Below are 24,663 nucleotides of genomic sequence, written 5' to 3'. Positions count from 1 at the left end.
GCAATAAGTTGCTTGTTTATCTAATGTCGAGGTATAACACAGCCTTATAATAGCTTGATACAATAATAAGGGAATATCAATGAGTGTGGAGATTTGGCTAACCTATGTTGTTGCAGCCATCGTATTTAGTTTTGCTCCAGGATCTGGAACGGTTAATTCCATCAGTAACGGCATGGTGTATGGCTGGCGTAAGTCGTTAGCATCTATTGTGGGGTTACAATTGGGAATGGCGGTTCATATCGTGCTTGTTGGAGTCGGATTAGGTGCATTAGTAGCGCAATCAGCAGTGGCTTTCTCGCTGATAAAATGGATTGGTGCCGCGTATTTAGTCTGGTTAGGTATTCAAAAGTGGCGTGAGCACAATGCGTTATCACTTGAAAATGTTGATAAGTCAGTCACTGCTGGATGTTTATTTCAGCGTGCAGTTTTGGTGAATTTAACTAACCCTAAAACGATTGTTTTTTTAGTGGCACTATTTCCGCAATTTATAAACGCTACGCAGCCACAATTACCACAATTATTAATTTTAGGTATAACGACATTGGTGATTGATGCCAGTGTAATGTTGTTTTATGTCTGCTTGGCGTCACGTTTTACCCACTATATTCGTTCAGCTACGATAATGACGCGTCTTAATCGTATTTTTGGTTCGATGTTTATTGGTTGTGGAGCATTGCTTGCATTGGCTCGTGCGTAATAAAAGTGGGGTTAGTCTTGAATTAATGTGTCATTAATCGCTGTGATCTAAAAGGTATTATTACAATGTTTTCTTACGTCGCTCGTCAGCCCATTTTTAACCGTCGTCAACAAACGATTGGTCATGAGCTGCTATTTCGTAATGGAGAGTGCAATGCTTTTCCTGTAATAGAGGCTAACGAAGCAACATGTCGGCTTGTACTTGAAAATTATATGGCAATTGGTAATGAACGTACTTTTAAAGGACAACGAAACTTCATTAATTTTCCTCAACATTGCTTAGTGAGTTTAATGCCGTTACTGTTACCAAAGAGCAAAGTGGTTATTGAAATATTAGAAACCTGCATTCCCGATGATGAATTATTTTCAGCCATCAAACATCTTTACCACAAAGGCTATATTATTGCGCTGGATGATTTTGAATACGATGTAAGATGGCAACGTTTCTTTCGTTATGTACATATTATTAAGCTTGATCTATTGATGCTTGGCTTGGATAAAGCGTGTGATTTTGTGCGTAATAATCATCATATGAAGGTGAAGTTTTTAGCTGAAAAAGTAGAATCATATGATGACTTTCAGGTTGCTCTTACTGCTGGGTTTGACCTGTTCCAAGGTTATTATTTTAGTCGCCCTGAGCTTCTTAAACGACGCAAAGTTGCCTCCTCTGAGTTAACAACTATTCAATTATTACAGGCTATTAGTACTGAGCCTGTGAATTTTTCCGATATTGAAATGATCATCAGTAGTGATGTGTCATTATCTTATTTGTTATTACGTTATGTGAATAATGCAAACCGACGCTTGATTGAGCCGATCAGCTCTTTTCATCAGGCTTTAGTTTATTTAGGCGAAGAAAAATTACGGATGTTTGTTGGCGTTGTTGCCACTGCACATGCAGCATTAGATAAGCCTAAAGCTTTGTATGTACTGTCATTACAACGTGCCAAAATGTGTGAGAAATTGGTACATTACAGCTCATTAATGATACCGCCTGAACAAGCTTTTTTGGCAGGAATGTTCTCATTGTTGGATGCGTTATTAGATAGCTCGTTAGCTGAATTATTGGTGTTATTAAAACTGCAGCCACATATTAAACTGGCATTATTACATCGCCAAGGAGACTTAGGGATGGTGCTTAATGTTGTTGATGCTTTTGATAAAGCGGATTGGCAGCAAGTGACATTAGCCGCTGGTGAGTTAGGAGTATCAGAACAGCAAGTACAAGAGAGTTATTTACAAGCCGTTGCATGGGCAGAAAAATGTACTCAACTTGATTATTCAAATGAATAAAAAAAACGGGGCCGTAAAGACCCCAAAAGAACCATATAATGTATTGCGTTAGTCAGGCGGATCGCCTTGGATAGAAATACACGGGTATGACACTCGTATATTTTTAAATGTTAGCCAGTGACTAGTTTACTAACATTTTGTAGTGTTAATTTTAGTTATTGCAGATAAGCGTTAAGCATCCACAATAATTTTTCTTGCTCGCGAATATAATCGCCCATCAATGCCGCTGTTCCTTCATCACTTGCATCGCCTGCCGCCGTAAGAATGCGACGTTGTTGACCAAGTAGAATGCTGAATCCATCGACTAAGCCTTGCACTCCTTGCTGACCATCACTGACATTTTGGTGTTCTTTGATGTCACTTGCCGTTAAATAACGACTGAAGCTGTGATCGGGTGTGTAACCAAGGGTTAAAATACGTTCTGCTAATTCATCAATTTTGATTTGCAAATCAGTATAAATTTCTTCAAATTTCAAATGCAATTCGAAAAATTGTTGGCCTTTGATATTCCAATGGTAACCTCGAGTATTCATATAAAATACTTGGTAGTTAGAAAGCAGTTGATTGAGGTCAGCAGCCAGCGCTTGGGCTTTATCACTGTCAAGACCGATTAAATTGGTTTGGTGAGCCATGGTACATTCCTCATAAAATGGTTAAAAACAAAAGCAGGTTTTGTTTTGATGAAGTTAGTATAGGTAAATAGTCTTGATAGATATAACTGTTGCTATCTATTGTAATGATAGATTTAATCTATGAATGCACGATGGCTTAGGCAACTAACGGTTCAGGATCGCAATGATCACCTTCACAAGGAATAATGCCACAGACATGATGGCCTGCTTGTTTTCCTTGTAAGTAACCTTGTTCTAATTTATTGAGGTTGCGAGTTAGGCGGCCAACATGGAAATTGTGATTAGGGGCAATAACGGTAATGGTGCAATCTGCTGGCGGATGATTAATGAAATCAAGCGCTGCATTATAACGGCTAGGACGCGTCATCACGGCTTCTGCAAAGGCTGGGTGATCATGAAACATTGATTTGATTAGCCATGGTAATTTGGTGTCGTGTTTATGAAACCCTAGTGGTTTTGATAAAATTACCGTGATCTTACGTGCTCCACGACGATACGCTTCAATAACTGGAATTGAATCGCCAATACCGCCATCACTCATTGCAACGCCATCAATGGTTGGATTATGACGATAAGCGACGGGTAGGGCGCAGGTTGCTTCCATTAGCGGCATAATATTATGCCGCGTTACCTTAATATATTCAGCGGCACCTGTTTCTAGATTGGTTGTGGTCGCATAAAGGGGAATTTGACGTTGTTCATATTTGAGTAGGTTTAACGGTAAATAACGTGAAGTTGTGCGCCATAACCAGTCAATATCGGTTAAATGACCGCCATGGGTAAAACGAGAAAAATTAATAAATTGGGGATCACGAGAATATTGAGTAATGATCTTATGGCTACGGCCGTAATTACCACTTAAATACCCAATTAAATTTGTCGCTCCGGCTGAGACGCCAATAGCAAAATCAAACGGTAAATAGTTATTTTCAAGGAATGCATCAAGTACACCGCTAGCAAAAATGCCACGCATTGCACCACCTTCGACAACCAAGGCATGGGAAGTGGGTTGGATTGTATTCATTGCATAACCTATTTATTTTAATCTATTTAACTGACTTTGCTCTAATTTCAGAATAAACAGATTTACAGCAATAAAAAATTCGATTTTTCTTATTGCTGTGATAGGTAAAACTTAACCATTGGATTGATGGTCAATTGCAACCTGTTGACTTAATACTTTAATGCAAGCTGCTAACGCTGGATTTAACGTTTTAGTGGCGGGATAGCATAACCCTAAGCGACGGAACATACGTGGACCTTCTAGAGGAACAGTAACCAATTGGGTCGCACTTTCTAGGACACCCGTTGGTAGAAAAGAGATCCCTAATCCAGCTTGTACTAAATGCATTACTTGGGTTTTATGTTCAGCTTTTGCCACTAAATTAACCGATAGACCATCACATGCCAGTAAGCCTATGGTTTGTTGGTGAGCCTCACACGGCGGACATTCAATAAAATCATGTTGGTGTAATTGCTGTGGCGATACGCTAGTTAGGCTTGCTAGTGGGTGATCGGGCAACATACACAGCACATAATCTTCATCCCATAATGGCAGAAAAATCTCATCTTCAGCTTTGAACATGTCTAGTGTTAATCGCGCATCGGCTTTTTTATCATGATCGACTAATTCAATTAAAAGATTAGGAATTTGCTGGTGCAGTTGTGCTAATACAATCGCTAACTGACTTTGGCTAAGATCGGCAAAATTAGCTAGTGTTAGCGGTAAACGTTCAGTACGTTGCTGAAAGAGTTGCGGCAGGGTATTAACGTCATTTAACAATCGAATCGCTAATGGATAAAGGTAGTGTGCTTCATCGGTAAGGTTAACCCCTTTTTTATGACGAATAAAAAGCTGAGTCGCTAACTCTTGCTCTAATTGCTTGATGCCACTCGATATTGATGGTTGAGACACACAGCATCGTTCTGCGGCTAAGGTGATATTTTTTTCTTCATAAACAGCAATAAAAAATCGTAATAAGCGTAAATCCATCCGTTAATACTCGATTGAAAAAGACCTTGTTAGCCTATCACATTGCTGAAACTTATGACGGTTTGTTGTTATCCATAGTTTTTGTTGATGATAAACCAAGGAAATAGATATTTTTCAGCTGTGGTAATTCGTTCTATAGTTATTGCCATCAACAGCATCTTAGCTGGCTGCATCAATAGTGCGGTTTATTCTAGAGGAAAAAAAACATGTCGAAATCTTTAGTTGTGATCACGGGTGCAAGTTCAGGTATTGGTGAAGCTACTGCGCGTAAATTAGCTGCGGAAGGGTATCCGCTATTACTTTTAGCACGTCGTGTTGAAGCGATGGAAGCACTAAACCTACCTAATACATTGTGCCGCAAAGTAGATGTAACGGATGTTAAAGCAATTGCGGCGGCAGTTGCTGAAGCTGAGCAAAAATTTGGCCCAGTAGATTGCTTAATTAATAATGCTGGTATGATGCTACTTGGTCTTGCTGATGAGCAGGATCCTACCGAATGGCAAACCATGTTTAATGTCAATGTAATGGGGATGCTAAACGGTATTCATGTGGTTCTTGCGGGCATGAAAGCACGTAAAACAGGTACTGTTATTAATATCAGCTCAATCGCTGGTCGTAAAACATTCCCTAATCATGCAGCTTATTGCGGTACTAAATTTGCGGTACACGCTATCACTGAAAATATTCGTGAAGAAGTGGCAGATGATAATGTGCGCTTTATTACTATTGCCCCTGGCGCTGTTGAAACTGAGTTATTAAGCCATACTAGTAGTGATGCGATTAAAGCAGGCTACCAAGAATGGAAACAAGGCATGGGGGGTGTAATTGCACCGCAAGATATTGCCAACGCGATTAGCTATGCTTATAACCAGCCTCAAAATTTATGTGTGCGTGAAATTGTATTAGCTGCCACACGTCAACAGCCTTAACTATCAGGTAAAATTGCTGTCAACAATGAGTGAGTTATCGGTTAATTCATCACTGTGATAGATACTTGCTGCTAAGTGACTGCTATATTCAAAGCAGAGCCGTAAATGATTATGGCTCTGCTTTTTTGTATCTGCTTTTTATATAAGGGGCCATTGGTGAGAGAAAAAATAGGATTTTTTGATTTACTGCGAGTGGTTGCTGCCTTGGCAGTTGTCGTGATCCATGTCCTTGGCCCCTATCGAGATCAAATTGGTCAGATACCCGATTGGCAGTGGATGAGTGCAATTACGTTTAATAGCCTTAGTCGCTGGGCTGTACCGGTGTTTATTATGATCACTGGTGCTCTTATGCTTAGTGATCAACGTTCTTTTGATCCCGTCTACTATATTAAACGTCGGTTTGGCAAAGTACTGATTCCCTTTTTAGTATGGTCGGTGTTCTATGCCTTCTTCTCTGGTCTAACGGTTAATGGTTTTGATAGCGCATTAAGTTGGTCGGTACTGAAAAAACTACCGACCCATGAAACCTATTATCATCTTGGTTTTTTCTATTATTTCATTCCGCTTTATTTGGTTATTCCGGTTATTCAGTGGTGGGTACAAAAAGCAGAACCAGGACAAGTGAAGGGGGTCATTATGGTATGGCTGCTGATCACCGGTTTATATCTGTTTTATATTGACGGTTTATGGAGTGAAACCTATTTATTATATAGCGGCTATTTATTACTTGGTTATTGCCTGTATCAATACCGTTGGCCAAGTTTAAAGGTGTTATTGCCATTAGCACTGATTGCGGTTGTCGTAACTGACTATAATGTGATCAGTCATAGTTTTGCTGCTGATGAATATAAAGTCGCTCGCTGGATGTCATATAAAACCTTGAATACAGCGGTGGTTGCAGCAACGGTATTCTTACTTTGTCGAGCGGTGAGTAATAAGTTTAGTGCGTCGACTCAGACTAAATTAGGCTGGTTAAGTAAATATAGCCTTGGTGTGTATTTGATCCATCCGATCTTTTTGTGGCCATTACGTCAATATGATCTTTATTTTGCCAATCCATTAATTGCGATTCCAGTATGGACATTAATTGCTGCGAGTTTAGCTTTAGCGACCAGTTGGTTGTTGAGTCGTCATCGTTATACGGCGTGGTTGGTGCCATAACCGCATTTATCATCTGTTTGCTCATTAGACAATGAGCAAACAGTGCGATATTTATTGGCGTTGTAACGCGAAATGAATGAATTGTTGGCCACGGTAGGTCATGGTGCCGATGTCCCCAGGATTAAGCGCATGGTAATAATGAATGCCAATCATGAATTCACGTTTAGGCCCCCCTGTTAACGGTTGTACATAAAACCAATATTCTTCATCTTCCTCTCCTGGTTGGGCACCAATAATACGGTTACTTTGTTTATCTAAAATCTGAACTTCAATCTTTTTTTCTGGTGCATCAATACCTAAGATATGACGGCGATAGTTATAGATAAAATAGGTTAATGCCAGTAGTAATAGTAGGCATAGTACGACAATAATCCATGTCGGCATCTCCAAGCTCCTTGGTCGTTAATCAGCTATATTAAATAAATACAGCGATATTATTCACAGCAAATTTATACATACCTAACTATGGATAATAAAATCGTGATCTGAATACAATTATTTTACTAAAACACTATGTTGAATGGGTAGCTTAGGTAAGGTAATCATAATTGAATATTTAGGGAGGTGATGATGGATATTGAACAAGTCATTGAGAGATCACGTCGGTTAGAAGACTTATTACGCCAACATTATCACGCGAAAGGCTCTGACTTAACTCAATTAGTTGAGAGTTGTGATAATCGCTTTCCTGATGAAATCTCTAGTAAATTAAATAAAATCAATGTAATACATCAGAAGTTAATGACGGAAGATGGCTTTGATACTGAGAATTATCAATTGTTTATGGATTTATGTTCTGAGTGTGAAATGGAATTAATGCCACGCAGTAGTCGCTTAGTGTGGGGAGCTGCTGTTTTGCTTTTGGGTGGGATTACGTTAGCGGCGTTGGGGTTCTATTTTTATCATTGGCAGCACATTACGTTATAACAATGCTGAATATTCAGGGTATAGATAAAAAAATGGCGCCATTAGGCGCTATTTTTTTGTTTCTTGAATGAGGCTTAGTAAATAATAGGTAGTGTCATTAGACCAACAACAACAGCAATCATTACAAGGCCTTGTTTTTGTGAATGTGTCAGCATGTTTTCAATCCTTGGAGGTGGTGTGTTTTTTATCTTGACAACAAAGATAACATGTTTTTAACCGTTTTGACAAGGATGAGTGGTGATTATCTTGGATAAAAACATTTTAGAGTGACAATAAAAGCCTTTTATCACCATTAAAACAGTGTTTTCTTTGGTGTTATTTTTATGTTAATTAGTGTTATTTGCTTTCCTTATTTGGTTTACTCGTTGTTTTTAATGCGGTTTTTTGTTTTATTGTGAGGGTTGATTATCACTCTTAATGATTTTTGTTATAAATACGCAAAAAATGGAGATATTTAACTGTAATGCTGTTTTGGTGTTGTTTTTTAAATTTATCATTTTTGGGGGTTATAGGTTTTGTATGAAAAACAGCTAAGTTGTTGGTTTTTCATTATTTTTAAATATTTAATACGTTGTTTTTATCTGTTTATTCAATGTTGGTTGGTTTTATATATTATTTTTGTTTTTTTTGTGATATTTAAAAAATAACCTTTTGTATTTTATTGCTTTTTTTGAGTGGGTTTTTATTTTTATATTGGTTGTTTTTGGGGTTTTGATGTGTTTTGGTGAGGTTGTTTTATTTACTTTACGTAGTGATTTGGCTACTGACATCATAAAATGGGTTTAATATTAGAGACAGAGATTTGATTATCTATTGCTATCTTTAAATGATGATTAGTCCGTTTATTGGAGCAGGAGTATGACGGATCAACAATGGCAATGTGTATATAGCGCAGGCAATAGTTTAGAAGCACATAGTTTAAAAGGATTGTTAGAAAACACAGGGATATCAGTACGGTTGACTGGGGAAGCATTGGCCGCGGCAGCAGGAGAGTTACCGATGAGTGTGGTTGAGGTGCAGTTATGGGTGATCGGGTCTCAATGGCAACAAGCGTTAGTGGTGATTGGTAATTATTTACGTAACGATTATCTTGATTGGTATTGTGGTCATTGTGGTGAAGTGAATCAGGGGCAATTTGAATTATGTTGGCATTGTCAGCATGATCGTGAAGAATAATGCGTCAGTGTTTGGAATAAAAGAAATAAAAGCGAGCACCAGTGATGTTGCCCGCTCAATGGATATTACATCATGTGCTTGCGACGAATATCAAGCAGCGCGAAGATACCAAAAATTAAAATTGACCAATGCTCCCAACGAGACATATTGATTTTATCACCAAACGCACCAACGAAAATCAGCATTTGCAAACCGTGCATCATGAATAAAAATGCGGTCATGATATAAAGTGCTATTGCAGAAACCCCAGGGAAAGGGTGGACGATGTTAATAAATAATATCAGCCATACTAAGGCTATCGCTATTTTGGCAGTAATGATCAGTGCTTTCATGGTTCCTCTCTAGCAAATAAACGGTAGCACACTTGGCCTGCGTTTTTTTCGCGATGTAAATGCCAGTGGCTAGGGATTGCCAACTGACCTAATTCCTTTTCTGCTTCAATATAAATCATTGCATGTGGTGTTAACCAGCCATTATTTTCTAACGCTGTGATAACATCCTGAATAAGATCTTTTCTAAACGGTGGATCGATAAAAATAATATCGTGTGGCGTACCTGTTTGTGACAAAAAGCGTAAACTGTCGCCATTTACTACGGTGGCATTGGTCGCTTTTACTGTGTTGAGGTTGATTTCAAGTTGTGCGGCGGCTTTTTTATCAAGCTCAAGCATCGTAACGCTTTCTGCACCACGAGAAAGTGCTTCAAAACTTAAACCACCACTACCAGTAAAGAGGTCAAGGCATTTAGATTGATAAATGTCTTGCGCTAACCAGTTGAAAAGTGTTTCTTTGACACGGTCAGTGGTTGGACGGAGTCCTTCGACATCATGAACGGGTAATTTGCGTCCACGCCATTGTCCGCTGATGATTCTAACGAACCCACCAGGACGATTATTTTGTGTTTTGCGAGTTGTTTGCTGTCTTCGCTGCGTCATAGATTTTTTTGACCGTTAAGAAAATGATAGTATACACCTGTTTTTAGGCCGTAAATTGTACCAATCAAGCGCTAGGATTTGCCAATGGCAGAAAAAAAGAAACGCGGATTATTTTCATGGCTAGGATTTAGCTCTGAAGATAACGACGCACCAAAGGAACAAGCTACTGATCAATCAGTAGTTGATGGCTCGGTTGATAGCCAACAATCAACACATTCCTCTGACGATGAGCCGTTGAAAGCCAGTCATAATCATGAACTTGAGCTAGAAACACCCATCGAATCAGAATTAGTAGCTGAAACGAATGATCGCCAATTGGCTGCAACGTTGCAAGAAAATGATCATCAAAAAGACACCTTAGTAACAGACAGTGTCATTGATGATGAAAATGTAATCGCAGCCAATACCAAAAAACCTTTAGCTGATGAACCTAATGATGATAGTGAGTTATTACTAACATCAGTAGAGGAAACCGCTGAAGAGGTAAGTGGTAGTGAGACAATTACCACGACAGATGATACTGATGTGGCTGTGGTTACCACTGCTGTTGAACAAGAAAAACCAAAATCAGAAGGCTTTTTTAGCCGTTTAATGCGTGGTTTAAAACGCACAAAAACCAACTTTGGTGCTGGTTTCTTTGGTTTGTTCCGTGGCAAACAAATTGATGATGAGTTATTTGAAGAACTAGAAGAGCAATTATTAATTGCTGATGTGGGGATGGATACCACATTAAAGATCATTAATAACCTGACAGATAAAGCGTCTCGTAGTGAATTGCATGATGGTGAAGCATTATACGGTTTATTAAAAGATGAGTTGGGTGAAATGCTGGCAAAGGTTGAGCAACCATTAGTGGTTGATATGACCAAAAAGCCGTATGTTATTTTAATGGTTGGCGTAAATGGTGTCGGTAAAACGACCACTATTGGTAAATTAGCCAAGCAATTCCAAGCGGAAGGCAAATCGGTAATGTTGGCGGCAGGTGATACTTTCCGTGCAGCTGCCGTTGAGCAGTTACAAGTTTGGGGTGAGCGTAATCATGTTCCCGTGATTGCTCAACATACCGGTGCCGATAGTGCGTCAGTGATCTTTGATGCGATTGAATCCGCTAAAGCGAAAAACATTGATGTTGTTATTGCTGATACCGCAGGGCGTTTGCAAAACAAAGGCAACTTAATGGAAGAGTTGCGTAAAATTGTGCGAGTAATGCAGAAGGTTGATATCGAAGCACCGCATGAAATTATGCTGACATTAGATGCTGGTACAGGTCAAAATGCCATTAGTCAGGCCAAATTATTTAGTGAAGTGGCGCCAGTATCGGGGATCACTATTACTAAATTAGATGGTACTGCTAAAGGTGGTGTTATTTTTGCAATTGCTGATCAATTTAATATTCCGATTCGTTATATTGGTATTGGTGAAGGGATTGATGATTTACGACCGTTTGCGGCCGATGAGTTTATAGAAGCGTTATTTAGCAACGAGGAATAATAAAGTGATTCGATTTCAGCAGGTAAGTAAAGCTTATCGTGGTGGTAGGCAAGCCCTACAAAAAGTAGATTTTCACCTTAAACCAGCAGATATGGCTTTTCTAACGGGTCACTCTGGGGCCGGTAAAAGTACCCTGCTGAAGTTAATTTGTGCCCTTGAGCGTCCAAGTGACGGCAAGATCTGGTTCAATGGTCACGACATCACTCGATTGCCAAATAAGCAAATCCCATTTTTGCGCCGCAATATTGGTATTATTTTTCAAGATCATAAGCTTTTAATGGATCGCAGTGTTTTCGATAATATTGCGTTGCCATTACGGGTTGAGCAAATGAATGAACATGATATCAAACGTCGTGTGAGCGCAGCGTTGGATAAAGTTGGATTATTGGATAAGGCGAAATGTTTGCCTATCCAATTATCTGGTGGTGAGCAACAGCGCGTGGGTATTGCGCGTGCTGTTGTTAACAAACCAATGTTACTGTTGGCTGATGAACCAACGGGTAACTTGGATGCAGAATTATCACAACAAGTGTTGCGATTATTTGAAGAATTTAATCGCGTTGGTGTCACCGTATTGATGGCAACGCATGATACCTCATTGCTTGCTAGCCGTGATTATCGTCGTTTAGATCTACATAAAGGTAATTTAAGGGAGCTTGCACATGGCGCGTAAATCTATTGGTTTTTTTGCAATTCATCGCCAACAAGCAAGCTCTGCATTAAAAGACATGTTTCGCCGTCCATTGGGGAATTTTTTAACCCTTGCGGTGTTAGCTGTCGCATTAACCTTGCCATGTACTTTTTATTTAATGGCAAAAAATATTACAGCAGTTGCTGACGCATGGCAAAACCCAAGTCAAATAACTTTGTATTTACAGCATGATACGACTAATGACGATGGTCAGGCTCTGGCTGATAAAATTAAAAACTGGTCACAAGTTAATAGCGTTAAATATATTACTGCCGATCAAGGATTAGAACAGTTCCGCCAAAATGGTGGCTTTGATAAAGCCCTCAGTTTGTTTGACGAGCAAAATAATCCTTTACCCGCGGTAGTGATTGTTGAGCCGAAAAGTGATTGGCAGACAACGGCTAAAGCCAATGAATTAGCTTCAAAATTAGGCCAGCAAAATCACGTTGCAGAAGTGCGTTTAGATCGTGACTGGCTACAGCGCTTAGCCGCTATTCAACAGTTAGCGATTGCATTAGCGTTATTAATGTCAGGCTTAATGTTATTTGCAGTGTTCTTAATTGTTGGTAACACGCTGCGTTTACAGGTGCTTAGCCATAAAGATGAAATCCAAGTCATGAAAATGGTGGGTGCAACCAATAGTTATATTCTACGCCCTTATCTGTATGTCGGGGTGTGGTATGGCTTGATTGCCGCATTAATTGCATGGGGGTTAACCCAAGGAGTGAGTTTATTATTAGGTGATGCTGTTGCACAGCTATCTAATTTATATGGCAGTAATTTTAGAATGTTGGGACTTAGTTGGGATGAAAGCTTGATCATGATAATGGTCGCCACCTTCCTTGGTCTGATGGCTGCTCGTTTAGCAGCTGGGCGTCATTTGCGTGAAATTAACCCGGTATAAGCGCTGTTGTTAAGGATTTTAAAACAACACGATAAGAAAAAATGTTGCTTATAAGCATATATATTTGCGCTACGGCTTGCATTTTAACTATGTTTACAGGCATCATTGTCGGTTCACACAACGTTAGCATATGCTCAATAACCGTTGTGATCGCACAAAAATTACACGAGGTTTTCGAATGTCAAATGAGATGTCGAAATTAGTTCTAGTTTCGGCGGATAGTCTTGAAAGTTATATTCAGACTGTAAACCGTTATCCAATGCTAACGCCTGAGCGTGAGAAAGAGCTCGCTGAAGCTTTACACTATGACGGTGACATTAACGCAGCTAAAGCATTAGTGATGTCCCATTTGCGATTCGTAGTGCATATTGCGCGTGGATACTCTGGCTATGGCTTACCTATTGCTGATTTAATTCAAGAAGGCAACATTGGCTTGATGAAGGCGGTTAAACGCTTTAATCCTGAAGTCGGCGTTCGATTGGTGTCGTTTGCGGTACATTGGATCAAAGCTGAGATCCATGAATATGTACTACGTAATTGGCGTATCGTTAAAGTTGCTACCACCAAAGCGCAACGGAAATTATTTTTTAATTTACGTAAATCAAAGAAGCGTTTAGGTTGGTTTAATAATGATGAAGTCAATATGGTCGCTGAACAGCTCGGTGTAGAGCCGGCTGAAGTACGTGAGATGGAATCACGTTTAGCGGCACAAGATCCGACGTTTGAAATGCAAAATGATGACGATGAACGTGACTCAACGCCGATGGCTCCCGCTTATTTCCTTGAAGATAAAGGCTCAGATGTTGCCTTGAGTTATGAAGAAAGTAATTGGGAAAATCATGCCAATAATCGCTTATCACAAGCATTAGCCAGTCTTGATGAACGAAGTCAGCACATTGTTCGTTCGCGCTGGCTTGACGATCAAAAGTCGACGCTACAAGATTTAGCTGATAGTTATGGCGTTTCTGCTGAGCGTATTCGTCAGCTAGAAAAAAATGCCATGAAGAAGCTTAAAGATGCCGTTGGTGATTTTTACTAATAAGTGTCATTAATCGATGCAATAAAAACCGACCTTAGTGTCGGTTTTTTTGTAGCTGTTGATCGCCTTAATTGGCGGTGGATAATCGTGACTTGATCAGCTGCGGTTATCTACCTGATTTTATGTGTCATAGGTCACATTTGTGAATAGTTGTGTGTATGCTTAGCTGACTTATCCACAGCTTATAGTAGGATCCGATCTACATATAGTGGATCTTTTTATAGCAAACCACATTATCAACGCAATCCACAGATTTTTCCACAGGTGGTTACTTTGTGTGCGGTTGGTAATTATAATCAGCAATAACCCCTTGTTGGTATTGAACTGTTATTGTTGTTACGGATGGTTATTATGTGGATAAAACCTTATTTTTTGGTGGGAGATACCGCAGTTAAGCTGAGGTACAATAGTCATTAACTGCCGTTTTGAGCAGATCAATTGTCAGGATCGTGTGTTGTCGATCTCATTTCGATAGCATCGATCGTGATCATAAATAGCATTTCAGCCATTGCTATTCACGATATTGTCACTCTTAAAAGGAAGACCCATGGAACAGTTTCAACATATTTCAGTACAAGATGCCCTGCAATTATTACAACAACCACAAGCCGTATTGGTTGATATTCGCGATCCCCAGTCTTATGCACTAGCGCATGCTCAAGCAGCCTTTCACCTTACTAACGATACAATGGTAACATTGATGGATGAAGTTGATTTTGAACAACCATTGTTAGTGATGTGCTATCACGGTGTCAGCAGTCAAGGCGCCGCGCAATATTTAGCTAATCAGGGGTATGAGCAGGTGTATAGCATTGATGGTGGTTTTGAAGCTTGGCGTCGTGAAGCCTTACCTATGGTACAAGCTTAGTTAAGTTTGCCATTGATAAAATAAGAATAAATTGGCAGATGTTACGTGTATTTAAGTTACACGTTGCCGTTTTTACTACTTATTTATGTCCTACCCATTAGAGTGATAACTATGCATCGCTTAGCTGAATTTTATAACCCTCGTCATGCGCAAGCATTTATTGATTATATGGCTTCGCGAGGTATTGAACTGACTTTAGCGCCAGAGCCTGAAGGGAAGTTCGCACTATGGTTATCTGATAGCCAATATCTGATAGAAGCCGAAGCTGAATTAAAGGCATTTATTGCTAATCCCAATGATAGTAAATATCAAGAAGCATCATGGCAAGTTGCAGAAAGCCGTACTGCAAAATTTGATTATTCCAGCCCTAGTTTAGTGTCGATGGTCAAAGCGCAAGCGGGTCCATTTACCTTATTGGTGATGGTGGCATCACTGGTTATTTACGGATTGTGGTTATTAGGGTTTGAATCACTGTTATTTAATTGGTTCCATTTCCCATTTATGAATGGCGATCAATGGCAGCTGTGGCGTTATTTTAGTCATGCCTTGCTCCATTTCTCAGCGCTGCATGTGATTTTTAACTGTTTGTGGTGGTGGCTTTTAGGTGGGCAGATTGAACGCCATAGTGGCTCTGCAAAACTCGTCCAGTTATTTTTGATCTCATCATTGATTTCAGGTTTTGGTCAATTCTGGTTGGATGGACCTAATTTTGGTGGCTTATCTGGAGTCGTTTATGCCTTATTAGGTTATATCTGGTGGATGGGTTGGCTTGCACCACAGCGTGGGTTAGTGATTGCTCGCTCTTACGTGGTGTTTATGTTGGTGTGGCTTGTTATTGGTTTTGCTGAACCGGCTGGGATTGCAATTGCCAATATGGCTCATCTAATGGGACTATTAACTGGCTGTGCGATTGCTTTCGTGGATGCTAAATTACTGCGTTCTAAACACTAGCTTTGTGCTTGTTTCCCCTGCAACTACCACGGTGATGTTAAGCCTACTAATATCACTGTGGTAGTGATTATTATATTGATATTAACTAAAGCTGTTGATTATTTGATAGTGAGTCCAATGTTGATATAAACCCGCGTTATTTTCATATCTATTCATATTTATCTGTCTGTCTTTGACTGTTTTCACATTTTTAATCAACCATTCGCGCAATAATTCGTGTTGTTTTGATCGATATCGAAAATAAAACGATTGTTTGTAGTGTTAAATCCAAAAACAATCCCCATAAGATGCCAGCAACGTATTGATATACGTCAACGGCACACGCTGCCCTACAGTAGTGAGATAACAGAAAGGAACATCTATGTTTGGTTTATTTACCCCCGTAGCGCATAAACAGCGCTTGCCTGATGGCAGTATTGATCCGGTCTATAAGCGGTTACGGTGGCAATTGTTTGTTGGTATTTTTTTTGGTTATGCCGGTTACTATTTAGTGCGTAAAAACTTTTCGCTAGCAATGCCCTATTTGATTGAAGAATATGGCTATAGTCGCGGTGAATTAGGGGTTGCGTTAGCGGCAGTATCAATTGCTTATGGCTTATCTAAATTTTTAATGGGGAATGTATCGGATCGATCCAATCCTCGCTTCTTTTTAGCCTCAGGATTGATATTGTCATCGATAGTGATGCTGTGCTTTGGTTTTATGCCATGGGCGACAGGCAGCATTACAGCGATGTTTGTGCTGTTATTTTTAAATGGCTGGTTTCAAGGGATGGGATGGCCAGCGTGTGGGCGAACCATGGTTCACTGGTGGTCACATAAAGAAAGAGGTGGATTGGTTTCGGTATGGAATGTGGCCCATAACGTTGGTGGCGGTTTAATTGGTCCATTATTTATATTTGGTTTATGGGCGTTTAATGATGATTGGCGTTCTGCTTTCTATGTTCCGGCTTTCTTTGCGCTGCTGGTGGCTGGGTTTACCATCTTAGTGATGCGTGACACTCCGCAATCTTGTGGTTTACCACCGATTGAAGAATACAAAGATGATTATCCTGAAAGTTATGATAAGTCGTTTGAACAAGAGATGACGGCGAAAGAAATTTTCTTTAAATATATCTTTAATAATAAATTATTGTGGTTCATTGCGATTGCGAACGCGTTTGTTTATTTGATTCGCTATGGTGTTTTAGATTGGGCTCCCGTGTATTTAGGCGAAGCTAAAGGTTTTACCGTAGATAAATCATCATGGGCCTATTTCCTTTATGAGTGGGCAGGGATCCCGGGCACATTATTATGTGGTTGGATATCTGATAAGCTGTTTAAAGGTCGTCGTGCGCCTGCCGGAATTTTATTTATGGCCCTAGTGACCGTTGCGGTATTGGTCTACTGGTTGAATCCTCCGGGTAATCCAAGTGTCGATATGATGGCATTGGTTGCGATTGGTTTCCTTATTTATGGCCCAGTAATGTTAATTGGTTTGTATGCGTTAGAACTGGCACCTAAAAAGGCCGCAGGAACCGCCGCTGGATTAACCGGGCTATTTGGTTATTTAGGGGGGGCGGTTGCTGCAAACGCATTGCTTGGTTATACCGTTGATCATTTTGGTTGGGATGGTGGCTTTATTGTTCTAACGGCCTCGTGTGTGCTTGCTATTTTCTTCTTTATTATCACTATGATTGGTGAAAAGAAGGCCTATAAACAGCAACAACTTGAGTTACAACAGCAAAATGGGTGATTAAATTTGGCTTCTTAGTTGAGCTGTAGGTAATATAAAAAGGCTTCGCATTGGCGAAGCCTTGTTTTTATTACCTTTCATTGCTGAATATGGCAGGTATAGATAGGAGCTTTCTCAGCCGTGAAGCAAAGTAAACGTCATCAAGAAATTATTGATTTAGTTATGAGTCAGGGATACGTCAGTACGGATGATCTTGTGGCACGTTTTAATGTAAGCCCACAAACTATTCGTCGTGATCTTAATGAATTGGCTGATGAAAATAAAATTCGCCGTCATCATGGTGGTGCAACGGTTCCTTCCAGTTCAGTGAATACTGCTTATACCACCCGTCAGGTATTACAATTAGAGCAAAAAGATCGTATTGCTCAAGCATTGGTGAGTCATATTCCAGATGGCGCAACCTTATTCATTGATATTGGTACCACTCCAGAAGCAGTGGCTCGCGCGTTAATGAATCATAAGGATTTACGGATTGTCACCAATAACTTGAATGTCGCCAGTTTATTGATGGCGAAGGAAGACTTTCGCGTTATTTTAGCCGGCGGTGAGGTACGTAATCGTGATGGTGGTATTGTCGGTGAAGCAACTCTCGATTTTGTGTCACAATTTCGGTTAGATTTTGGCATTCTAGGTATCAGTGGTATTGATCTTGATGGTTCATTATTAGATTTTGATTACCATGAAGTTCGCGTTAAGCAAGCGATCATTGAAAATAGTCGCTGTGTGATGTTAGGTGTTGATCATACTAAATTTGGTCGTAATGCGATGGTGAATTTAGGCGATATTAGCCAAGTTAATATGCTGTTTACTGACCAACTTCCTCCTGTCAGCCTTGTTGAACGGTTGCAGGAAAATGAGATCCATTTTGAAGTGGTGGTGTAAACGCTTACCGCGATAAATAAAGACTGCACTAACGGGCTTCTATTAAAGAAGCCCGTTTTTTTTGCCCAAATAGCGATAAACATCAAATTTGCGCTAATGATCAAACTTATGTCACAACAATATTAACTAAGGCTGGATTAGATCAATATATACGCTATTATCAAATTAATTACTTTCGAACGAACATTTATAGTTCGTTTTGTTATGTTTGATTGAATAGGTGTGAATATTATGACAGTAGCATTAAGCGGCCTCGAAAATAGTCAAACGTTAGATTTAATAGTGATTGGTGGCGGCATTAATGGTACTGGCATTGCTGCTGATGCCGCAGGTCGCGGGTTGAGTGTCGGTCTTTATGAGGCAGATGATTTTGCTTCTGCGACCTCATCAGCAAGCTCTAAGTTAATTCATGGTGGCTTACGTTACCTTGAGCATTATGAATTTCGATTAGTAGCAGAAGCCTTAGCTGAGCGGGAAGTGCTACTTAAAAAAGCGCCCCATATTGCCAAACCCATGCGTTTTCGATTGCCACATCAACCGCATTTACGTCCCGCATGGATGATTCGTGCTGGATTATTCTTATATGATCACCTAGGAAAACGCACCACTCTCCCTGCCAGTAAAGGGTTATCATTTGGTGCTGAATCAGTATTAGTACCCTCGATTAAACAAGGTTTTGAATACTCTGATTGCTGGGTTGATGATGCGCGACTGGTGATTTTAAATGCGATGGAAGCTGACCAAAAAGGCGCTGAAGTACGCAATCGCTGTCGAGTAGAACAAGCCGTTCGAGAAGGGGATTTGTGGCGTGTCACCATTAAAGATCAGTTGTCGGGTGAGGTTTTTCAACGTTATGCGCATGGGTTGGTGAATGCGACCGGACCTTGGGTGAAATCGTTTTATGATCACAGCACTGATTTGATTTCGCCACGTAATATTCGGTTAATTAAAGGCTCCCATATTGTGGTGCCACGAGTGCATGATCAACCACAAGCGTATATTCTTCAAAATGAAGATAACCGGATTGTGTTTGTGATTCCATACTTGGATCGCTTCTCGGTGATAGGTACCACCGATGTTGAATACCATGGTGATCCACGTGATGTCGCTATTGATGATCAAGAAATTGATTATTTACTTAAGGTGTATAACAACCATTTTGTGCACCAATGCCAGCGAGAAGATGTGGTATGGAGTTGGAGTGGCGTTCGACCATTGTGTGATGATGAATCCGATTCCCCACAAGCGGTGACACGTGATTATACCTTAGAGTTAGAGCAGCAAGCAGATGAAGCGCCTTTACTGTCGGTTTTTGGTGGTAAGCTCACTACTTATCGAAAATTGGCAGAATCAGCGTTAGCTAAGTTAGCGCCATTTTATTCTCAAATGGGCCCATCTTGGACTAAAGACAGTTATTTGCCAGGGGGCAGTGCTAATTTTGATGGTGATAAATTAGCCGCACAGTTGCAGCAACAGTACCCATGGTTAACGACGTTTACTTGTCAGCGCATCGCACATAATTATGGTATTCGAGCAGAGACGTTATTTGCTGGAATCACCACTGAAGCTGAAATGGGACAACATTTCGGTGAAGGGGTTTATCAGTGTGAGCTGGATTATTTAATGGCGTATGAGTTTGTACAAACCGCAACTGATGCGCTATGGCGTCGAAGTAAATTAGGTTTGTATTTAACGCCATTACAACAACAATTGATTGGTGATTATATTACTGAGCACCAACCACAAGCAGTGATCGCCGCCGCATAGCCATTATTATAAAAAACGGCTATAAAAAAAGCGCCTTTGGGCGCTTTTTTTATGGGTAATTATTGGTATAAGTACTTAGTAAACAACAGTTCATTGACCGCGGTCTGACCCGTTTCAACAACTAATAATTGATTAATTTTTTGTTTACTTAACTGACGAATTTTTTCACGTCCAGCTAAGGATTTTATTTGTTGTTCCGGTTGTTGGTTAATAATGCTGATAATGCTATCGCGAATCAGTGGCGCATGGTGTTCAATGTTAGCCCGTTGATTATTGTCGGTGAGCATTAAGTCAACTTGGAGTCGAATATACCCGAGACGAGTACCATTAATAACATAATTAGTTATGATATCAGGTGTTAAGGTGTAATAAGTAATACCTGACTGAGCCGACTCAGTTGCGGGCTGTTTTGCATAAGTGATTGGCGAAAGGAATGTTATCGCCATCAAGAAACTTACTACAAAAACAGTTTTTTTCATCATGATACTCATGCAGTTAGGGACATTTAGACGCAACAAGGTGTAATCTACTAGCGTTAACGATATTCGAAGTCGTTACCTCTTGCTACAATAGCAGATCAATATGGTAATAAATTAACCGCTTTCTACCAAGTGTTTTGATCACGTGTTTGTTAATTTTGTAGTATAAAAAATGTCGGAATTCAAGCAGTTGTACAGTCCCCTGATTCAAAGTGCTAAATGGTACTCGGTGCAATCATGGGCATTAGAACAAACATCACATGGAGCCTGGTTGCTAGAATCGGCATCATTGTCACGTCGATTGGCACAATATTGTCAACATTTTACAGTGACGGTGTTAGCGCAGACAATGATCAGCAACAGCCATCTGTCAGTAATGGAACGGCAGCTTGTCGGTGACAGTGATTGTTTAGAACGAGAAGTGATGCTTTATGGTGATCAACAACCATGGGTATTTGCGCGAACGTTGATCCCAATGACAACCTTAAGTGGTGCAGAGCAAGACCTTGTCGATTTAGGCAATATACCGTTAGGTTATCGTGTTTTTAATGATAGAAATTCACGCCGTGACGCTTTGGAAGTCGCCAATCTTGGCACTCAACAGCAGCCTCGATGGGCACGACGTTCGCGATTATGGATCAATGAAAAGCCAATGCTGGTGGCGGAGCTATTCTTAACCGAATCGCCAGTATATGCTAAGGAAAAAGGATGTTAGAAATAACCAAGGCCAGAGCTTTTTGGCAGTTAGCCCGTTTTGATCGCCCAATTGGCAGTTTATTGTTGTTATGGCCAACCTTGTGGGCGTTATTTTTAGCTGGGGATGGTTTTCCTAAATTAGATGTATTAGTGGTGTTTGTGCTGGGGGTGGTGTTTATGCGCGCCGCGGGTTGCGTGATCAATGATTTTGCAGATCGCAATGTTGATGGCCATGTAAAGCGTACCGCTAATCGTCCAATGCCATCAGGGAAAGTCTCTGAACGTGAAGCGTTAGGGTTATTTATTTTATTGGTGTTAGTGTCGTTTTTATTAGTACTCACCATGAATAACCTTACCATTATGTTGTCGGTAGTCGCTGTAATACTGGCTGCGGCTTATCCATTTATGAAGCGTTATACTCATTTACCACAATTGGTATTAGGGGCGGCATTTGGGTGGTCAATTCCGATGGCATACGCTGCTCAATCGGGTGCGTTACCTGCCGTGGCATGGTTATTATTTGCAGCCAATATTTTATGGACCATTGCTTACGATACGCTGTATGCGATGGTTGATCGTGATGATGACCTCAAGGTTGGAATTAAATCCACCGCGATTCTTTTTGGTCGGTTTGATAAATTAATTGTGGGTTTATTACAGTTAGCAACGATCATGTTATTGATTGCTATCGGTGGTATTTTACAATTAAATCAAGGTTATTATTGGGCATTGTTATTAGCTTCAGCTTTGTTTGTTTATCAACAAATGCTGATTCAAGGCCGCCAACGTGAACAATGTTTTAAAGCATTTTTAAATAATAATTACGTCGGAATGGTGATATTTATCGGTATTAGCCTGAGTGTATTATGGCAATAAGCGATCAATAGCCATGATCTTGGAGCATAAAAAAAGCGCCGTTAGGCGCTTTTTTTATGGCGAACCGTTAGTCGTTGGTTGGTTCTTCATCTGGCTGCATCACAGCTTGAATGGTTAATTTCACTTCAGGTGAAACTAATGACGTCAATAAATCTGCCAGCTTCTCTACCGGTTGTGTCACAGCATGACACTCATCATTAAGGTAGCCTTCATTACGTAACGTTTTGACTAATGTACTAAATACGCCTTTATCGAAAAACTCAGGAGCATTAATACCATGTAAGCGACTTAAACGCTGAGCAAGCACTTGGCTCTGTTGTTCTAAATCGGTTTTTGGTAATTGCGGATCAGCGTTGAGTAGCGTCAGTGCAATGGCGTAACGTTGTAAGGTTTCAGTAATGGTACGAGCTAGCAGTTGTAATGGCCCAATTCGAGCATTATTAATCGCAATGCTGTCACCATTAAGTAGTAATAATCGCTGGCGAACAAGCTCTGCGATTAGACGATCAATTTCTAGTGTTAATTGTTCTGCATCAAAACGTAAGAACAATTCAGCTTTTAAGAACGGATACAATAATTCAACTTTTTGATGGATTTCAGCTCGGGTTAAGCATTGTTGTTGTATCACCATATGAGCAATTAGTGACGGTAGCGCAAACAAGTGAATAATGTTGTTGCGATAGTAAGTCATTAAGATTGATTGCTCACGATCCAGTGAGATAATTTCACCGAGTACGTCACGCTCAACCAAGAATTTATCCATGGTAATCGCATGATCAACTAATTGAGTGGCATTATCTTTTGGCGTAGTGCAATGACTTGAGTACGGTGCATTACGTAGCAGTTCAAGATAACATTCAATTTGCTGCTCTAATGAACTACGGCTTAATGCTCGTTGGCGAGATGACAACAGTGCTAGCGCACATAATGTTAGCGCGTTAGTGGCGGCTGCATCATTAATATGGGTCATCATCTTAACCGCTAAATCATTCACCACTGGTGATAGCCAGTTTGGACGCTGCGGCTCTATTGGATTGATATCTTGGTGCCAGTCAGGCACGTTATCATTTAAATATTGATTGAGTGATAACGGCTCACCAAAGTTGACGTAGCCTTTACCAAAATTACGTAATTTACGTAGAGTACGCAGTACTTGGCCGACATTTTCTTTTTCTTTGCGTTTGCCTTGTAGCTCTTTGGCATACGTACCCACTTCCATTACGTGCTCGTAACCAATATAAACCGGTACCAAGGTCACAGGGCGATTTAAGCCGCGTAACATCGCTTGGATGGTCATTGATAACATGCCTGTTTTAGCGGGAAGTAAACGCCCAGTACGAGAACGGCCGCCTTCACTGAAATACTCAACCGAGTAACCTTTAGCAAATAACTGGGCTAAATATTCGCGGAAAACCGTCGAATAAAGGCGATCACCTTTAAAACTACGGCGAATAAAGAATGCACCACCTCGACGGAAAATAGGTCCGGCAGGGAAGAAGTTAAGGTTTATACCAGCGGCAATATGCGGTGGTACTAATCCTTCTTGGTACAGTACATAAGACAGTAACAAGTAATCCATATGGCTACGGTGGCAAGGGACATAAACAATTTCATGACCATCTTGTGCTAACCGACGAATTCGCTGCGCATTGGTGATGTTAAGCCCTTGATAAAGCTTATTCCATAGCCAACCTAAGAAACGTTCACCATTTTTAATTAATGGGTAAGAAAAATCAGCCGCAATTTCTTCCATCATCGCAATCGCTTCACGACGTACTTTTTCAACGGGTACTTGACGGCTTAATGCTTCTTCTTGTACTACCTTATCAATCGCTTTTGATGCTAATAAACGTTTGAAAAGTTGTTTACGATCTGGCAATCGAGGGCCTGATGTTGCGAGTAATTGACGTGAAAAGTGAATTTTTGCCACGCGCGCTAATTTTTGTGCAATCGCATCATCAGTACCGTGGTTATCTGCCATATAGCGAAGAGACACTGGTGTGCTTAGACGGACAACACAATCACGACCATGACCGACAATTGCCCAGGTTTTTTTAGGACCATTAAGAGGACGTAAAATAGGTTTGTTTTTTGATTCTTTACCTGGAGCACGACCCCATAAAATAGACGCTGGAATTAATTGAATATTTAATTCACTGTCTTGTTTATGTAATTCCAATAGCTCACTAAAAAGTGTAATTGAATCTTGTGGTAAGCCGGTTTTATTACCAAACACACTTGGATTTTCAGCAACACAAACGAAGCGTGGAAATGATTGGCCATTAATTTCTAATAGCGATAATGGGTCTGGTAAGCCTGATGCAAGTGCACTGCTACGTAGAGTTAATAGATCAGTATTAGAACGGTACGGCAATATATAGACGATTGGGCGTGCTAAATCGAGTTCTAGGTCAGCAACTGGATCAGATGGAATCGAATGAGGTTTTACCAACAAAGAAAGTGGCAATTTTAATAATTGTTGATAGATTTTCTGCCCGCTTGACATAGATATAATTAGCCTCTGAATCTTAATGCGCCGCACAATA

25 protein-coding genes are annotated in these 24,663 nt (G+C 40.3%); 17 read left to right on the top strand and 8 right to left on the bottom strand.

Annotated features, from left to right (window positions below; all coding sequences use genetic code 11):
* Window positions 1–79: 79 nt before the first annotated feature.
* Entirely contained in the window at window positions 80–697 is a 618-nt protein-coding gene (gene rhtB, locus CZ809_RS19855) for a homoserine/homoserine lactone efflux protein (RefSeq protein ID WP_080159252.1), read from the top strand.
* Window positions 698–762: 65 nt separating this feature from the next.
* Entirely contained in the window at window positions 763–1,989 is a 1,227-nt protein-coding gene (locus tag CZ809_RS19850; protein ID WP_080159251.1) for an EAL and HDOD domain-containing protein, read from the top strand.
* Window positions 1,990–2,144: 155 nt separating this feature from the next.
* Here the strand turns inward: CZ809_RS19850 and CZ809_RS19845 are convergent, their stop codons facing one another.
* The 3 genes from CZ809_RS19845 to CZ809_RS19835 all read right to left on the bottom strand — a co-directional run bounded on the left by CZ809_RS19845 (window position 2,145) and on the right by CZ809_RS19835 (window position 4,614).
* Window positions 2,145–2,621, bottom strand: a complete 477-nt coding sequence (locus CZ809_RS19845) for a Dps family protein (protein ID WP_080159250.1) — start codon at window positions 2,619–2,621, stop codon at window positions 2,145–2,147.
* A gap of 136 nt (window positions 2,622–2,757) precedes the next feature.
* A complete protein-coding gene (locus tag CZ809_RS19840) occupies window positions 2,758–3,645 on the bottom strand; it encodes a patatin-like phospholipase family protein (RefSeq protein ID WP_080159249.1) in 888 nt (295 codons plus the stop codon).
* A 111-nt stretch (window positions 3,646–3,756) separates the two neighbouring features.
* Complete coding sequence (locus CZ809_RS19835; protein ID WP_080159248.1) at window positions 3,757–4,614, bottom strand: LysR family transcriptional regulator; 858 nt, start codon at window positions 4,612–4,614, stop codon at window positions 3,757–3,759.
* 206 nt (window positions 4,615–4,820) lie between these two features.
* On the opposite strand from CZ809_RS19835, the gene CZ809_RS19830 reads away from it, so the two are divergent.
* Both CZ809_RS19830 and CZ809_RS19825 read left to right on the top strand, forming a co-directional pair.
* A complete protein-coding gene (locus tag CZ809_RS19830; protein WP_080159247.1) occupies window positions 4,821–5,543 on the top strand; it encodes an SDR family oxidoreductase in 723 nt (240 codons plus the stop codon).
* A 156-nt stretch (window positions 5,544–5,699) separates the two neighbouring features.
* Window positions 5,700–6,704: an acyltransferase gene (locus CZ809_RS19825; protein ID WP_080159246.1), complete on the top strand. Its 1,005-nt coding sequence runs from the start codon at window positions 5,700–5,702 to the stop codon at window positions 6,702–6,704.
* Window positions 6,705–6,755: 51 nt separating this feature from the next.
* On the opposite strand, the gene CZ809_RS19820 is transcribed toward CZ809_RS19825, so the two are convergent.
* Window positions 6,756–7,088 (bottom strand): DUF2500 domain-containing protein, encoded by a 333-nt coding sequence (locus tag CZ809_RS19820; RefSeq protein ID WP_080159245.1) that lies wholly within the window; start codon window positions 7,086–7,088, stop codon window positions 6,756–6,758.
* Between the two features lie 186 nt (window positions 7,089–7,274).
* On the opposite strand from CZ809_RS19820, the gene CZ809_RS19815 reads away from it, so the two are divergent.
* A complete protein-coding gene (locus CZ809_RS19815) occupies window positions 7,275–7,631 on the top strand; it encodes a DUF4145 domain-containing protein (RefSeq protein ID WP_235865986.1) in 357 nt (118 codons plus the stop codon).
* 858 nt (window positions 7,632–8,489) lie between these two features.
* Window positions 8,490–8,807: a putative signal transducing protein gene (locus CZ809_RS19810; RefSeq protein WP_080159243.1), complete on the top strand. Its 318-nt coding sequence runs from the start codon at window positions 8,490–8,492 to the stop codon at window positions 8,805–8,807.
* 65 nt (window positions 8,808–8,872) lie between these two features.
* Here the strand turns inward: CZ809_RS19810 and CZ809_RS19805 are convergent, their stop codons facing one another.
* On the bottom strand, window positions 8,873–9,139 hold the full coding sequence (locus CZ809_RS19805; RefSeq protein ID WP_036789251.1) for a DUF1145 domain-containing protein: 267 nt from the start codon (window positions 9,137–9,139) through the stop codon (window positions 8,873–8,875).
* Window positions 9,136–9,741 carry a 16S rRNA (guanine(966)-N(2))-methyltransferase RsmD gene (gene rsmD / locus CZ809_RS19800; RefSeq protein ID WP_080159242.1) on the bottom strand — a complete coding sequence of 202 codons (606 nt, stop codon included), beginning with the start codon at window positions 9,739–9,741 and terminating at the stop codon, window positions 9,136–9,138. Before rsmD ends, CZ809_RS19805 begins: the two co-directional genes overlap by 4 nt.
* A gap of 84 nt (window positions 9,742–9,825) precedes the next feature.
* On the opposite strand from rsmD, the gene ftsY reads away from it, so the two are divergent.
* The 9 genes from ftsY (at window position 9,826) to glpD (ending at window position 20,066) form a co-directional block, all read left to right on the top strand.
* Window positions 9,826–11,232 (top strand): signal recognition particle-docking protein FtsY, encoded by a 1,407-nt coding sequence (gene ftsY / locus CZ809_RS19795; RefSeq protein WP_080159241.1) that lies wholly within the window; start codon window positions 9,826–9,828, stop codon window positions 11,230–11,232.
* A 4-nt stretch (window positions 11,233–11,236) separates the two neighbouring features.
* A complete protein-coding gene (ftsE, locus tag CZ809_RS19790) occupies window positions 11,237–11,905 on the top strand; it encodes a cell division ATP-binding protein FtsE (protein ID WP_080159240.1) in 669 nt (222 codons plus the stop codon).
* Entirely contained in the window at window positions 11,895–12,827 is a 933-nt protein-coding gene (gene ftsX / locus CZ809_RS19785) for a permease-like cell division protein FtsX (RefSeq protein WP_080159239.1), read from the top strand. The genes ftsE and ftsX overlap by 11 nt, the downstream gene beginning before the upstream one ends.
* A 178-nt stretch (window positions 12,828–13,005) precedes the next feature.
* Window positions 13,006–13,866 carry an RNA polymerase sigma factor RpoH gene (rpoH, locus tag CZ809_RS19780; RefSeq protein WP_080159238.1) on the top strand — a complete coding sequence of 287 codons (861 nt, stop codon included), beginning with the start codon at window positions 13,006–13,008 and terminating at the stop codon, window positions 13,864–13,866.
* Between the two features lie 547 nt (window positions 13,867–14,413).
* The gene (gene glpE, locus CZ809_RS19775) at window positions 14,414–14,734 is read left to right on the top strand and encodes a thiosulfate sulfurtransferase GlpE (RefSeq protein ID WP_080159237.1); all 321 of its coding nucleotides are present in this window, start codon (window positions 14,414–14,416) and stop codon (window positions 14,732–14,734) included.
* A 111-nt stretch (window positions 14,735–14,845) separates the two neighbouring features.
* Window positions 14,846–15,685 (top strand): rhomboid family intramembrane serine protease GlpG, encoded by an 840-nt coding sequence (glpG, locus tag CZ809_RS19770; protein WP_080159236.1) that lies wholly within the window; start codon window positions 14,846–14,848, stop codon window positions 15,683–15,685.
* A gap of 361 nt (window positions 15,686–16,046) precedes the next feature.
* On the top strand, window positions 16,047–17,417 hold the full coding sequence (glpT, locus tag CZ809_RS19765) for a glycerol-3-phosphate transporter (RefSeq protein WP_080159235.1): 1,371 nt from the start codon (window positions 16,047–16,049) through the stop codon (window positions 17,415–17,417).
* Window positions 17,418–17,537: 120 nt separating this feature from the next.
* On the top strand, window positions 17,538–18,299 hold the full coding sequence (locus CZ809_RS19760) for a DeoR/GlpR family transcriptional regulator (protein WP_080159234.1): 762 nt from the start codon (window positions 17,538–17,540) through the stop codon (window positions 18,297–18,299).
* A gap of 231 nt (window positions 18,300–18,530) precedes the next feature.
* Complete coding sequence (glpD, locus tag CZ809_RS19755) at window positions 18,531–20,066, top strand: glycerol-3-phosphate dehydrogenase (protein WP_080159233.1); 1,536 nt, start codon at window positions 18,531–18,533, stop codon at window positions 20,064–20,066.
* Between the two features lie 59 nt (window positions 20,067–20,125).
* On the opposite strand, the gene CZ809_RS19750 is transcribed toward glpD, so the two are convergent.
* Window positions 20,126–20,548, bottom strand: coding sequence for a flagellar basal body-associated FliL family protein (locus CZ809_RS19750; protein WP_080159232.1), 423 nt, complete (start codon window positions 20,546–20,548; stop codon window positions 20,126–20,128).
* Window positions 20,549–20,717: 169 nt separating this feature from the next.
* Between CZ809_RS19750 and CZ809_RS19745 the strand changes: the two genes are divergently transcribed.
* On the top strand, window positions 20,718–21,260 hold the full coding sequence (locus CZ809_RS19745) for a chorismate--pyruvate lyase family protein (RefSeq protein ID WP_080159231.1): 543 nt from the start codon (window positions 20,718–20,720) through the stop codon (window positions 21,258–21,260).
* Entirely contained in the window at window positions 21,254–22,117 is an 864-nt protein-coding gene (gene ubiA / locus CZ809_RS19740; RefSeq protein ID WP_080159230.1) for a 4-hydroxybenzoate octaprenyltransferase, read from the top strand. The genes CZ809_RS19745 and ubiA overlap by 7 nt, the downstream gene beginning before the upstream one ends.
* Window positions 22,118–22,184: 67 nt before the next feature.
* On the opposite strand, the gene plsB is transcribed toward ubiA, so the two are convergent.
* Complete coding sequence (gene plsB, locus CZ809_RS19735; RefSeq protein ID WP_080159229.1) at window positions 22,185–24,623, bottom strand: glycerol-3-phosphate 1-O-acyltransferase PlsB; 2,439 nt, start codon at window positions 24,621–24,623, stop codon at window positions 22,185–22,187.
* Between the last annotated feature and the right edge of the window lie 40 nt (window positions 24,624–24,663).

It is taken from the genome of Photobacterium piscicola (genome assembly GCF_900166965.1).
Lineage (GTDB): Bacteria > Pseudomonadota > Gammaproteobacteria > Enterobacterales > Vibrionaceae > Photobacterium > Photobacterium piscicola.
This window is presented reverse-complemented; position numbering and strand designations above follow the sequence as displayed.